Origin of the sequence: Acaryochloris marina S15, from assembly GCF_018336915.1 — a bacterium.
Lineage (GTDB): Bacteria > Cyanobacteriota > Cyanobacteriia > Thermosynechococcales > Thermosynechococcaceae > Acaryochloris > Acaryochloris marina_A.
The window spans coordinates 2475087-2488682 of record NZ_CP064923.1; the positions used below are offsets into that span (position 1 = coordinate 2475087).

Genomic DNA, 13596 nt, shown 5'->3' on the forward strand with positions numbered 1-13596 from the left:
AATGCTTACTGGTTATCTTTTATTCTAAGAATCATTAAAGAATATGGTTCATACTCTAATCAGTGAGTTTGATCACCTTTCAACCCCAGGTTTCCAAAAAGTTGCAGGTATTTCTATCCCTGACGGGTATGACCTCAACTTGGCATAGGTAGATATGGGTAATATCGTATATAGTTTGTGTCCATCAATTAATCGTTTATTTTGCTTCTGAGCTGAGAAAAATCATGAATATCCGCCTGATTCGGTCCCAAGTCTCGACTTTAGCAATGCTGAGTGCTCTTACCTGCTTCGCATCACTTCCTGCAATGGCTCAGTCCTCGCCAACCAACGATCCCTTACAGGATTTTCAGCTAGAGGATTCAAATAGTGCCGAGGAGATATTCACTGATCGCGGCGGACCCGGATCCTTATTGAATCTATTGAATCGCTTACAGCAGGTGAATAGTCGTTCTGGTAGCGAGTTTGCCGAGGATCAATCTGCTAGTTTTGACTCAGCCGTTGATGCCTTTCGCAAAAAACAGCAGGAACAGTTAGGTTCACCTACCCAGTCTGCTCCTGAGACCAGTGGTACCGACATCGACATACCTTAAGGACTATTTCGAACCGAAATCTTTGTTCTATTTGCTGGGTATCTTGGGTAAATAGCTTTCTTTTTTGTCCTTTATTCCCCTTTCTCGCTTTTGGCTTACCTATCCTCTTTTTTGATGCTGGGCCCAGGTGTGCTGGCTGTTACGCCTGCAGCCCAAGTTGCGGTTAATCAACCGATTGTCCAGGTCGCTAGTGCCAGTATTAATCAGGGCAATCAGATTCAACTCAATGGTCGTACCTATCCAGTTGCTTGGACCCAATGGCAAGATTCGGCCCAATCCTCTCCATCCATAGGGATTAGCGATAGTGGTTTAAATCGCCGGTTTGGAGTGGACTTAACCAGCTCGAATGATTTTCGGCAGCAGCCTGTGCAATGGTTTACCCCTAAGCCCATTGCCTTAACGACTCGGTTTAGTGAAAACGGGACTTCTCGATATCTCGATGTTTCAGCTTTGGCCCGATCGGTTAACTGGCAGATTCAACCCCAGGGTAATGTCCTCAAAATTAAGTCTCCTCCCGCAAAGATTGGCAAGATAAGGGCGGGTCGACAGCAATGGGGACATCGTTTGGTAATTGACCTCGATCAGCCTACCCCCTGGCAAATGGAGCGGTTGACCAATAGTCGAAGCGGGAAAAAAGATCGCGAATTTGTCTTGGCCATTGATGCTACAGCTGCAGCCGGATTGGGTAAAGCTTGGAAATTTCCTGCGAAATCCGCGTTAAAGTCTTTGAAAATCACCCGAAAGCAGGGAAGAACGCTCTTAAGTGGTGTTATTAAAGGGACGATGCGTCCTCGGGTGTGGATGCTGACTAATCCCAATCGATTGGTCATTGATATTAAAGGTGGCGTTCCTGAACAACGCAGTATCCTATGGGCCCCGGGTATTCTTCGGCAAGAGCGAGTCATTGCCTTAGGCAACAAACAATATCCCGTCACTTGGTTAGCCTTAAATCCGCAGACACCAGGGTTGAAGCTTCAGCCCATTTGGGGGAATCGGAATGCTCTATTGGGGATTCATCCTCTCTTGTCGATGGCTAAAGGAACCCAGGTTGCAGCAGCCATTAACGCAGGGTTTTTTAATCGTAAAAATAAGACCCCCTTGGGAGCCATTCGTCAAAATGGTCAGTGGATTTCGAGCCCCATTTTAAATCGAGGTGTGGTGGCTTGGAATCCGCAGGGGCAGTTCCAAATGGGACGCATTAACCTACAGCAAGTCCTGAGTACGTCTTCTGGTAAGCGATTATCGATTGTGTCTCTTGACAGTGGCTATCCCCAAAAAGGAATTGCTCGATATACGCCGACTTGGGGCCCCACTTATACGCCTATTCTCAAAACTGAAAAAATTATTACTGTTGTTAATAATCAGGTCGTTTCGGAAAAAGTCAGTACGAGCGCCAAATCTTTTGCGATTCCTAAAAACGGCTATTTGCTAGTACAGAGGTCCTTTGAGGTCGGTGGAGCCTTGGCTTCTGGAACTCAGCTTCAGATCCAAACTGCCACTACACCTGCGAGCTTTAATGCCTTTCCCAATATTGTGGGTGCTGGACCTTTGTTGGTGAGTAATAGTCAAGTGGTGTTGAATGCCAAGGCTGAAAAATTCCGCCCTCCTTTTGATACTCAATCTGCGCCTCGGAGTGGGATTGGGCAAACGGCAGATGGCACGATTTTGTTGGCAGCGGTTCATAACCGAGTCGGTGGTCCTGGCCCAACCTTGAAGGAATGGGCCTTGATCATGCAGCGGCTGGGATCTGTCAATGCTTTAAATCTAGATGGAGGAAGTTCGACCAGTTTGTATCTAGGGGGTCAACTTCTGGATCGCCACCCAGTGACGGCAGCTCGGGTTCAAAATGGTATTGGGGTGTTTTGGCAGCCTAATGCAAAGTAATTTGCTGAACCTAGGTTCTTGAGTTAGATTGTTCAAGGTTGACAATCTGTCAACGAGTTTGTTCTTAATCTAGAGTGCATTAAGAATAAAACCTGTAAGCGAATGTTTTTGACACTTCTCTTTTTTGAGCTGATTGTGAATAACTGTTTGTTTATATAAATTGACCTTTGTTCGTGACAAAGATCACCTAAAAAAAATCCTCTGGTTGCTTAAATCATAATGTTATGCATTGAATGCCCAAGTGCATTCGATCAATTTAGTTCTAGACGATTGGGGATTTTGGCATGGCCCTGTCCTGATTAAGCAATTGTCTACTCATGTCAATTAAAAAACCCTATTGAGGTAAGTAGGAACCGTGGTCCAAACTCAACCATCCAACCTTTTAGCAGCACCTGTGCCTGCTCACCAAGGTGTTGCTGCAACTGAGCTGCGTCCTTGGGGATCTTTTACCATTTTGGAAGAAGGCCAAGGCTATAAGATCAAGCGAATTGAGGTTAAGCCTGGGCACCGTTTGAGTTTGCAGATGCATCATCACCGAAGTGAGCATTGGATTGTCATTGCCGGTATCGCTAAAGTTGTGCGAGGCGAGGAAGATTTGATGCTGAGCGCCAATGAGTCTACTTATGTGCCTCGGTTTACCCAACACCGGCTGGAGAACCCTGGCATGGTGCCTTTGGTTTTGATTGAGGTTCAAAACGGCGAGTATTTAGGCGAAGATGATATTGTGCGCTTTGATGATGATTACGCACGATAGTCATTAGCGATGGGAATACACAGCTCAACATGATTCAACTCAGCCCTACTGCCATTGGTGAATTAAAACGCCTTCAAAAGAAGCATTTACCTACTGGCCAGCTCCGTATTGTTGTTGATGCCAGTGGCTGTAAAGGGTTGGCCTATCAAATGCAGTTTGCTGAATCACCCCAACTAGACGATCAAGTGTTTGATTGTGAGGATATTCAGGTGGTTGTTGAAAAGGCAAGCATGAAATACCTCTCCGGTTTAACCCTGGACTATACCGAGGATTTGATGGGTGGAGGGTTTCGCTTTTACAACCCCAATGCGGTTGAAACCTGTAGCTGCGGACATTCCTTTGCCATTGCCAGCCCTTAGAAAAATACAGCTGAATATTGTGTCTTTCCCTCGCAACGAGAGTGTTGCGAGGGAAAGTTTTAGGTTTATTCAGGGGTTGCTGGTGCTGGATTGGGGGAGGGGTTGGGACTCGTGCTAGGAGGCTGTGAATTTGGATTGGGAGGCGCTTCTGCCGTTTCTTTGGCCGCAGCTTTAATTTGGTCTTTGTATTGGCCAGGGGCTAACTTCTCGGCTGAGTTAAAGAGAATGCCTGCTTCTTTGGTTTTTCCTTGTTCTCTAGAGAGAATGGCTTTGGCAAAAACTGGGCGAAAATCGTTAGGGTCTTTGGCAATAAGTTTGTCGTAGACTCCAACGGCCTGATCGAACTGCTTTTGCGTGGCATAGACTTGCCCGAGCAAAAGCTGGACAGCACTTTCATTAATGCTGTTGGGCTTTACTTGATTCGCTTGTGGAGCGTTTTTAAGGGTGGTCTGCAGGAGTTCTGTGGCGGCTGAGGGGCGTTGTTGTTCTACCAATAGGCTCACAAAACCTTGGAGGGCATCCATATTGCCGGGTTCGGTGACTAAGATACTGCGATAGGTTTGAGCTGCACTTTCCCTTTTACCTGTTTTCTGCAGGGTTTGGGCGAGAAGAACTTGATATTGAGTTTGTTCTGGATTCAACTCAATTAGTTTTTCTAAGGGGTCAAGCAGATCTTTTTCGGTTTTTAGGCCGATTTTAATCATTTGACTCCGGGCTTCGGCTAAACCGCGCAGAGCATCTGGATTGTCTGGTTCTTTTTCTAAGATTTGTAAGTAGCCGTTTTCGAGGTCTTGCAGGTTCTTTTTCTCGATGTCTGAAACGACGGGTGGCGTTGGAGTTGTGCCTGGGGTCGGAACAGTGGGTGAGGGAGAAGGGCGGGAGCTAAGGATACTGTCGAAAATCGAGCCGAAAGAAAACCCGACTAAGGCGACGACGGCAACAACGACAAAAACCCAAATGAACCAACGGTTAGACTTTTTTTGCACGGGTAGTGGTTGAACTCTCTAGCTATTATTAGGGATAGTGCTCGTAATGCAGCTTATCTCAAAGTACGAAGTTTCGGAGCAGAAAGACGTACTCTAAAGATTTCTCGTAGATTTCTGAGCATGCGTTAGGAATTTTATGCAGCGATTTGCTGGACATAAAGGCTATGGGTGATCGGCATTTAGTTCTAGTGACCGGGCCAGCTCGTTCCGGTAAGAGTGAATGGGCTGAAAACCTGGCGAGTCAGTCTAATTTGTTGGTAATATATGTGGCTACGGCGGCTGACTATCCTGAAGATCAGGAATGGCAGGCTCGCATCCAAGCCCATCAGCAGCGCCGTCCTGCCGATTGGCAAACGATACATGCACCGATTGATTTGGCTGAGATCATTCAATCACAACCTGGGTCGGTGTGTTTACTGATTGACTCCTTAGGCACTTGGCTGACCAATGTTTTGGACCAGGATGCTGCACTGTGGGCAGATACTTTGCAGAAATTGTTGAAAGCTTTGGTGCAGGCTGAGGGCCAAGTTATTGTTGTCGGCGAGGAGACGGGTTGGAGTGTGGTGCCAGCGTATCCTTTGGGGAGACTATTTCGCGATCGCATGGGGGAATTGCTGCGCCAGATTGGGGCGATCTCAGATCAAGTCTACTTAGTGTCGGCAGGTTATGCCCTAAATCTTAAAGCTTTAGGGACTTATGTTGCTCCTATGGTGCCACCTGACCATCTCAAAAGAGATTGACCGTAAGGTGTTGAAGTGTTTTTAGATCTGTCTCGGGACCGATGTCGCTACCCTAAAATTTGAGTTAGAGTCACCCTATCAGTGTGAGACCCAAAGAGCGTTTAAGCATTATGGCTTCCCAACAACAAGTTAAAGATTATTTAGCCTCTTGGTTGCAGCTTGGTAAACCGATCCGGGTGGGTCTACAACAAGAACCCCACTCTATTTCACGAGTCGTTCTGGGTGAGCACTATAGTCCTGAGTTCGAATCTCTTTGGCGATATATCCAAAGCACTGAATCTGGAGAGTGCTGTTTGGATGGTGTTGTGCCCACGGTAGAAGATCTATTGACGGATCAATGGGAAATTACGGATTGTTCCCGCTGTCAGATGCCCGTGAGTTTGCCAGTTGCAGGCATCGCATCCCCAGAATGTCCTTGTCATGACTTATCGAACTGGCCTAATAATGAGCTGCCCCAGCCCCGGACGCCGGTTGATAGTGCCGGGCATCTACGATCCATTTATCATCGATTAACCCATACCTCTTCAGACTAGGGCTTTGGTCGATAGGATTCTGACAGCACTCCTTGGCAATATGGAATGTCAATAGGGGTTGTTTTCGGTAAATTCAGACTCTTCGAACTCGGTATATCGTCTACGGCGGGATAGTCGTTTGGACCAGAGCGGGGTTGCGATCGCACCTGCCAATACGCCCATCCCAGTGGCAAACCCCAATACAATCCCCACGGGGATGGGGACAGAGCGCCAGGCTAAAAAGTGGACGGAAACCGCTGTAGCATTTTGAACAGACAAAATTGCTGCAATAGCGATACCTAAACTAAAGAGCAGGGATAACAGCAGATGCATGGTGATGAGCTTTGATGGGACTAATGTGTTCAGGGGATGGGACAACCCAGACAGATTAAGAAATTGCGTTTTATGGACAGAGTTGAGAAAAATGGGGTTTCCATAGTACAAGTGCATTGTAGCCTGACACCTTTTCGTGGGGGTTGGGCAGAATTGGATTGCCCCCTTCCTATACCCCATTGATTTCGCCAGATCTGAAGGAACCTCACTCATGTCCAACCAATTAAACCTACTCTCATCCGGTAAAGTCATCGCGACCGCTTTGCATACCGAGATGGAGCAGTCCTACTTGGAATATGCCATGAGCGTCATTGTTGGGCGAGCGTTGCCCGACGTCCGGGATGGATTAAAACCTGTGCATCGGCGGATTCTCTATGCCATGCATGAGCTAGGATTGACGCCAGATCGCCCCTATCGTAAATGTGCCAGAGTCGTAGGCGATGTGCTGGGTAAATACCATCCCCACGGGGATCAGGCAGTTTATGATGCCTTGGTTCGGCTGGTTCAAGATTTTTCGAGTCGGTATCCCTTGCTGGCGGGGCATGGCAACTTTGGGTCCGTGGATAACGATCCACCTGCAGCCATGCGATATACGGAAACCCGCTTGTCTCCCATTGGCAATCAGTCCCTGTTGGAGGAAATTGGCGAATCCACCGTTGAATTTGCCGCCAACTTTGATAACTCCCAGCAAGAACCCACGGTCTTACCGGCTCAACTCCCCACCCTCCTCCTCAACGGCTGTTCTGGGATTGCCGTGGGAATGGCCACCAATATTCCCCCTCACAATTTGAGTGAGATTGTTGATGCTCTGGTGGCATTGATTGATTCCCCAGAAATGACCTTAGAAAAATTGATGACCTTGGTGCCTGGGCCAGACTTTCCCACTGGGGGAGAGATTGTTGGCAAACAGGGGATTATTGATGCCTACACCAATGGTCGAGGAAGCATCACCGTCCGGGCTGTGACCTCCATTGAGGAAGTCCAACCGGGACGAGGGCGTCATCGCCGTCCCGTGATTATTGTGACGGAACTGCCCTATCAGGTCAATAAGGCAGGCTGTATTGAAAAAATTGCCAGCTTAATTAACCAAGGCCGGATTGAGGGAATTGCAGATCTGCGCGATGAAAGCGATCGGGAAGGGATGCGAATTGTCATTGAGCTGAAGCGAGAAGCTCAACCTCCAGTTGTTTTGGAGCAGCTGTATCGGCTTACCCCTCTGCAGTCGAATTTTGGGGTGATTATGTTGGCTTTAGTCAATGGAGTGCCCCTGCAACTGTCCTTGAAAGAGGTATTGCAAGAATTTCTCGATTTCCGAGAGCAGACGGTCACCCGCCGCTATCAAAATCAGTTAGAGCAAGCTCAAAGTCGTCAACATTTAGTCGAGGGGCTTATTAATGCTCTCGATCGTTTGGATGACTTGATCGAGATTCTTCGCCATGCCCCGGATGGAACGACGGCAAAAGTTGAACTCAAATCTCAATTCAAATTGAGTGACAGTCAGGCCGATGCGATCTTAGCAATGCCGATGCGGCGACTGACGGGGTTAGAGCAACAAAACCTCCGACAAGAATTTGATGATCTGGCCCAAGAAATCGGCGATTTGGAGCGGTTACTGGGAAATCGTCATGAACTTCTAAAAGCCTTGAAGAAAGATCTGCGAGCCCTGAAAAAGCAATATAGCGATCCGCGACGGACCGTTATCTTGGGGGCTGCAGCTAAAACCGAGATATTAGCAGCACCGGTCAGTGACGAACCCGTCGTTGTAGAGCTGAACCAGCGGGGGTATGTTCGCTGCTTACGAGTTTCGAAGCGTAAAAGTGGATCTGCTGAATTACCAGGGGAGTTAGCCGAATTCTCGACAGATCTGACTGTTTTTCGGCAAACAGCTGAATTAACAACAGATCTGCTGTTGTTTACGGGCAGTGGGAAAGCCTTGGGGGTGAGTTTGAAATCCATCCCATTTACATCCAGCAAAGGCAAGGGTAAACCTTTAGTCACTCTATTACCCGATTCGGGACGCGATGATGAAATTATTGCCCGTTTTCTCAGCACCGAAATTTCAGATACCAGTCAGCTTATTCTGCTGTCTCAGCAGGGAAAAATTAAGCGTCTGCCTATGAGTGAGTTTGCCGAGATGACCAGCCGAGGCTTGGGGGCTGCCAAGATAAAATCAGGAGATCAGCTAGGCTGGGTGGTTAAAGCTGAACAGGAAACCAACGTTGCGATCGCAACGTCTTCTGGACGCCTGTTAAATATTCCCGTTACCGAAATTCCTGAAATGGGCCGCACTGCCCAGGGTAATCAAGTATTTCGGTTACGAAAGCAGGAATCTATTGTAGGGATGGCGGCAGTTCAAGATGATGCTGATTTGCTGCTGATATCCAGTAAGGGCTACTGCAAACGGTTGCCCATTGACTTGTTGCGGTTAGGAAAGGTGGGTGATTTAGGGACCCAAGCGATGCAGTTTATGATCAAATCCGATGGACTGATAGCGCTGTTGCCTGCAAGCCCCAACCAGGATGTGATTGTCCTCAGTAACCAGGATCGAGCCGCTCGCTTGAATATTGAGACTTTACCCATGTGGGGACAGGATGGTCCGGGTACTCACCTGCTTAAAACCAAGCGAGGAGAGGCCTTGGAGAGGACTATCATCATCCCTAAGCCCGAGAATGAAGTGTAAAACTTTTTGTGATGCCCTATAAATCGGGTTTCGACTGGGAACTGAGGTTCATAAAAATGGCTATTTTTCTCCTGATGAATTATGGAAAGGATTGTCCAATATAAATCGAGCCAGTTTTAAGCGTTGTCATGTCAACTATCACAGATCATTTAGATGAATTAGTTGAGCTTATAGAAGCCAAAGGAATTCAAATTAGTAACGACCTAAAGCCTGGTCTGACAAAAGAAGAGATTAACGTCAGAACAGAGGTCCTACATTTCAAAATTCCAGATGAGTTATACGAGCTTTATAGTTGGCATAATGGCCAGGATGATGAGGGTGTAATACCTCTATTTCGGGGCTCTTACTTAATTTCGTTAGAAGAAGCCCTCAATGACTACTACACCGTTCAAACCTATAAGGAAGATCCTGAGGACGATTTCTTAAGTTATTGTTTCCCTTTTGCCCATGATGAAGGGGGCATATACGTTTTACCAACCTCCTCACAACCCTTGTACCCAGAACTAACTCGTCCAGTTATTGATATCCATGAAGGTGTTGATGTCTTATACACAAGCTTTATCAATATGCTCGTTACTATTAACACCTGTTTTAAGGACGGGGCATACATAATCGATCCTTGTGGCAAGTATGGACCATATGACCAAAATGATGCTTTAGAAACACAGATTATGAAGAAATTGAACCCGGGGTTATATGGTTGACTGGTGAATCGTGAGAAAACTGCAGTATTAACGCTTTTTTTGATTTCATTAAAAAATCAGTATTCCTCATCGTTGTTGACCTATCCCTGAACCATCCCTGAGGTTTGGGTTTAACCCAGTCTGGATGCTATCGTCAGACTTTGAGACTCAAATACCCTCAATGTAATACGGGTATAACGGATACCAGCGTGAATCAAGCCCCCTCCCCATACAATTCAGCCCTCAACCAAACTGATCGCATCCAATTTCTCGTCTTTGATTTAGATGGGGTGATTACCAGCGAACAAAAATATTGGAATACCGCTCGGTTAACGGTTTGGGAACTGATCACCCAGCCCGAATACTTGGGCTTAACGAATTATTTTGGCCCCACTCAACCCCAACAAGTCCTTGTGAGTGGTCAACAGACCATCAACAACGACTTTATCTATGAACTCAAACGACGGGCCATCAACTCCAATTGGGATTTGACCTACTTTGTGTTCTGCCTTCATTTAGCAGGAATCCTTCGTCAGCTCCAGCAACGGGAACCCCAAAAATGGTCTGGTCTCAACCCTGAAATTGATCTTGCCAACTCAGAACAGTGGCAGCTTTTAAGGCAAAGCTTACAAGGCTTAACCTTTGATCCCAACGAAAGTGCGGCGACGATTGCTCAATTTTGGCAGGAGACCACTGACCTGAAAGGTTCAGCAGTTACCGAGTACGTCCGCCCCTTCTATCAAAAACACTTGGGCATTTCTTTGCCTGAGACCCACAGTGACTTGTGGAATCTGTGTTATCAAAACTTCCAGGCTTGGTATGAAGGTCGCAAAGGTTTTACGCTGCCTGATGATGAAACTGTCCTGGATGTGGAACAGATTAAGGCTATTTTGCAAACCCTTAAGGACGCCGATCGATTTACCCTTGCGATCGCAACCGGTCGCCCCCGCAACGAAGTCATCGAACCCTTAACAGCCTTGGGATTACTCTCTTTTTTCGATCCTCAGCGTATCGTTACCTATGATGAAGTGCTGGCTGCCGAAGATCAGTTGAATCCAAACTCAACTCCCATTAAATTAGGCAAGCCCCATCCCTTCGTCGTCCTTAAAGCTCTCTATGTGGATGAAGACCCTCAACTCTTTTGTACCGAGGCATTTCAACAACAAGATCGTGTTCATGCTGTCTATATCGGTGATGCTGCTAGCGATGTGGTTGCAGCCCAGCGGTCTGGATGCATTTCCGTGGGTGTCCTCACCGGATTTACGGCTAGTCGGGCTAAGTCAGAACAGGTGCAGATGTTTACGGATCTGGGTTGTGATTGCGTGATTGAAAGTATTCAAGCTTTGCCTCAAGTGTTAGGAATTGAGCCGACATGACCCTAAATCTAGACACCATTGAACAGTGGGTAAGTCCATCTATCCTTAGTCTTGCCCCTAAAACCGTGGGTCTCCAGAAAAACGACCAGGCTATTCGCTTAGATAAAGGTGAGTTGCCCTATCCTCCTTCCCCCAAAGTGGTAGATGCTATTTCCCAAGCCGCCACGACCTGTAATCGTTACCCGGCTGTTCTTGGAGGGGTTCTTCGAGATAAACTCGCTGACTACACTGGGACGTCCCCTGACCAGCTCATTATCAGCAATGGGTCCGATGACCTGATTGAGTTGATTATTAAGGTGTTTGTTCAGCCGGGGCAACAAGTTCTTTTACCCGTGCCCACCTTTTTTGTCTATTGGCATGCGACTCAGGTGATGGGGGGGATGCCTGTCTTCGTTCAACGGACCCCTGATTTTGGCCTAGATGTGGATGCTTTGGTGGCAAAGGTTACCTCCGACACCAAAGTTTTGTATATCGCTAATCCCAATAACCCCACCGCTAATTTAGTCCCTCGCGAAACGCTAATTGAGGTGCTCGATCGGGTGAGCTGTATGGTGGTGGTGGATGAATGCTATTTTGAGCTGTGCCAAACCACGATTGCGGATCTGGTAGACACCTACCCCAATCTGATTGTGCTGCGTAGTCTTTCCAAGAGTTTTGGCCTGGCCGGGTTGCGCATTGGCTATGGGATTGCCAATGCGCAAGTGGTTGATTACCTCTATCGAGCCGCCCAGTTGTTTCCTGTGAATAAAGTTGCGATCGCAGCCGGTATCGCCGCCCTCGAAGATCAGGCCTATGTTCAGGCCAATATCCAGAAAATTTTGGCAGAGAAACCCCAGTTACAACAAGCATTAGTCACGTTAGGGTTTAGAGTCTACCCCAGCGATACCAATTTTCTATTGGTTGATACACAGCCTTTAAATCTGCAATCAGATGTTTTAGTTAAAGCCCTCCAAGACCAAAATATTTGGGTTGCCGATTTTGGTTCTAAGCCTGGGTTAGGGGCTCATTATTTCCGCACTGCCGTGGGAACACCTACCGAAAATCAAGCATTGATTCAGGGATTGGAGGTCGCGATCGCTCAAATCTCTTCTGTGTAACGTCTTCTGTGATCAAGATCACTGGGAACTTCTGACCGCGTCACCCCGACAATTGAATAAACCGGGCATACTCGAAAGTGTGATGGGTGATGAGGTCAGCAATCGTTATGAATACCATACAAAAACAATTCATTTTGATTTCCCATGCGGCAGCAATTACGTTGGCATTGCCCTTCTTTGGCTATTCAATTCAATGGCTGAATAATGCTAATACAATGCCTGCATCTGTGATTCATCCCAGCCATCAAATTGAAGCTCAGACGACCACCTGGATGACCTAAGTCAGCCCTCAGATTTACATAAGTCTCAATTTTTTTTGCGAATCAAGAAGAACTAGCCGCTTCAGCTTGTTGTTCCGCTCGCAATACATCTTTAGCAGAATATCCTTCGCCAGCAACTCCAATAAACCAAAGGGTAGCGGCTGCTTCAGCTCTGGTTACAGGCTTTTTAGGTTGAAGCAAAAGTGCTGATCCCAGCAGTCTACGAATATTGGCAAGCTCACCGTTATTATGATCGGCAAAAATTGCTGAGAGCGCGGGAGATGAAATCTGCTTAGTATCCTTGAAGCCCCACACCTCCTGCACTTTTGTAGTTGTGGTTGAAGGTAAGATTTTGCGCAGATCAATCGGCACTTTCCAGCTCAACAGAATTTCGCGAGTAAGGGGTTTATTCGCTTGGAACGTAGCTTGGTCAGCATCCCCTGAGAGAGGACTCGGAATAAAGCCCGCTTCCGCTAAGCCTTGAATATAAGGAAAATTGGGGTTTGAGCTCGGAACGTCTTTAAACACAGGGGTTTGACTCGTTGCGGCTAAGCGAATTTGCTGTGTAGGACGATCTTGATATAACCGATTATTGGTTTCTACTAACCAGCGCGCAAAAGTCCCCCGCTGGATAGGCTGATTGGGATTGCCTAGATCAATAACTTTAAGTCTTTGAACATCATTGACATAGGTTTTGAGTGCTGTTGGCACCTCCGCAGAATTCTGGCTGGTTTCATCCTTTGATGGCTCAGATGCCTGATTAGCAACTGGCCCAATAAAATCCAAATCTCCAGGCTGGGGTAGAGACTTGGTCGGTGATTCGGAACTCGATGACGACTTCCCTTGGGAATAGTCGATGAAAAAGACCGTCATGGGGATGCGACGTCCACCATTATTTCCTGTTTGTATAGGAACTAAGGTCCCTGTGGCAGGGATAGTAACTCTAACCTGAAGTCGATCTCGCTTAGCAAGCAAAATTAGCTGCTGCTGACTTAATTTCCGACCTGAAAGCTGCCAGCTCCCTTTTTGCAATAACTCACTGTAATATTGCTGCACTTTCTGGCTGTTATCGGGAGTCGCCCATCGAGTTTGCTGAGTTGAACGTTGGCTTTTCGAGTCAGAAGGCAAGTTGCTCTGATTTTGTTGCACCCCCTGTAAATTGGCATTGGGATAGCTCAAATCAGTAGGGAAATCCTTGGGTAAAGCTGAAGGACTACTCCACTGACTAGCCTGTGGATCGGCAGAAAAAGCCTGTTGCACTGCGTCTCCGCTACACCCTGCCATTGGTAAGAAGACTGTGAGGGCCAAACCCACTCTGAAGCTGATTTTAGGAGGTCGCATC

Annotated in this window: 14 protein-coding genes; 11 read left to right on the forward strand and 3 right to left on the reverse strand. The window is 47.2% G+C overall.

The annotated features are described in order from the left end of the window. The first annotated feature begins 224 nt into the window (after positions 1-224). The 4 genes from I1H34_RS11860 (at position 225) to I1H34_RS11875 (ending at position 3587) form a co-directional block, all read left to right on the forward strand. Positions 225-590: a hypothetical protein gene (locus tag I1H34_RS11860; RefSeq protein WP_212665805.1), complete on the forward strand. Its 366-nt coding sequence runs from the start codon at positions 225-227 to the stop codon at positions 588-590. A 114-nt stretch (positions 591-704) separates the two neighbouring features. Beyond that, the gene (locus I1H34_RS11865) at positions 705-2474 is read left to right on the forward strand and encodes a phosphodiester glycosidase family protein (RefSeq protein WP_212665806.1); all 1770 of its coding nucleotides are present in this window, start codon (positions 705-707) and stop codon (positions 2472-2474) included. A 355-nt stretch (positions 2475-2829) separates the two neighbouring features. Next, a complete protein-coding gene (locus tag I1H34_RS11870; RefSeq protein ID WP_010475209.1) occupies positions 2830-3228 on the forward strand; it encodes a cupin domain-containing protein in 399 nt (132 codons plus the stop codon). A 29-nt stretch (positions 3229-3257) separates the two neighbouring features. Beyond that, positions 3258-3587 (forward strand): HesB/IscA family protein, encoded by a 330-nt coding sequence (locus I1H34_RS11875; protein WP_212665807.1) that lies wholly within the window; start codon positions 3258-3260, stop codon positions 3585-3587. Positions 3588-3652: 65 nt separating this feature from the next. Here I1H34_RS11875 and I1H34_RS11880 read toward each other — a convergent pair whose 3' ends face one another. Then, a complete protein-coding gene (locus I1H34_RS11880; protein ID WP_212665808.1) occupies positions 3653-4573 on the reverse strand; it encodes a tetratricopeptide repeat protein in 921 nt (306 codons plus the stop codon). Positions 4574-4737: 164 nt separating this feature from the next. On the opposite strand from I1H34_RS11880, the gene cobU reads away from it, so the two are divergent. Continuing rightward, positions 4738-5313, forward strand: a complete 576-nt coding sequence (gene cobU / locus I1H34_RS11885) for a bifunctional adenosylcobinamide kinase/adenosylcobinamide-phosphate guanylyltransferase (RefSeq protein ID WP_212665809.1) — start codon at positions 4738-4740, stop codon at positions 5311-5313. 110 nt (positions 5314-5423) lie between these two features. Further along, entirely contained in the window at positions 5424-5846 is a 423-nt protein-coding gene (locus tag I1H34_RS11890; protein ID WP_212665810.1) for a hypothetical protein, read from the forward strand. A gap of 48 nt (positions 5847-5894) precedes the next feature. On the opposite strand, the gene I1H34_RS11895 is transcribed toward I1H34_RS11890, so the two are convergent. Continuing rightward, positions 5895-6275, reverse strand: a complete 381-nt coding sequence (locus I1H34_RS11895; RefSeq protein WP_249370034.1) for a LapA family protein — start codon at positions 6273-6275, stop codon at positions 5895-5897. A gap of 94 nt (positions 6276-6369) precedes the next feature. On the opposite strand from I1H34_RS11895, the gene gyrA reads away from it, so the two are divergent. The 5 genes from gyrA to I1H34_RS11920 all read left to right on the forward strand — a co-directional run bounded on the left by gyrA (position 6370) and on the right by I1H34_RS11920 (position 12275). Continuing rightward, complete coding sequence (gene gyrA / locus I1H34_RS11900; protein ID WP_212665812.1) at positions 6370-8838, forward strand: DNA gyrase subunit A; 2469 nt, start codon at positions 6370-6372, stop codon at positions 8836-8838. Between the two features lie 128 nt (positions 8839-8966). After that, complete coding sequence (locus tag I1H34_RS11905; RefSeq protein ID WP_212665813.1) at positions 8967-9542, forward strand: SMI1/KNR4 family protein; 576 nt, start codon at positions 8967-8969, stop codon at positions 9540-9542. Between the two features lie 140 nt (positions 9543-9682). Continuing rightward, on the forward strand, positions 9683-10897 hold the full coding sequence (locus I1H34_RS11910; RefSeq protein WP_249370036.1) for an HAD family hydrolase: 1215 nt from the start codon (positions 9683-9685) through the stop codon (positions 10895-10897). After that, positions 10894-11994 (forward strand): histidinol-phosphate transaminase, encoded by a 1101-nt coding sequence (hisC, locus tag I1H34_RS11915; RefSeq protein ID WP_212665814.1) that lies wholly within the window; start codon positions 10894-10896, stop codon positions 11992-11994. The genes I1H34_RS11910 and hisC overlap by 4 nt, the downstream gene beginning before the upstream one ends. A 107-nt stretch (positions 11995-12101) precedes the next feature. Further along, positions 12102-12275, forward strand: coding sequence for a hypothetical protein (locus tag I1H34_RS11920; RefSeq protein ID WP_212665815.1), 174 nt, complete (start codon positions 12102-12104; stop codon positions 12273-12275). Positions 12276-12317: 42 nt separating this feature from the next. On the opposite strand, the gene I1H34_RS11925 is transcribed toward I1H34_RS11920, so the two are convergent. Beyond that, complete coding sequence (locus I1H34_RS11925; protein WP_212665816.1) at positions 12318-13595, reverse strand: S-layer homology domain-containing protein; 1278 nt, start codon at positions 13593-13595, stop codon at positions 12318-12320. Position 13596 lies beyond the last annotated feature (1 nt).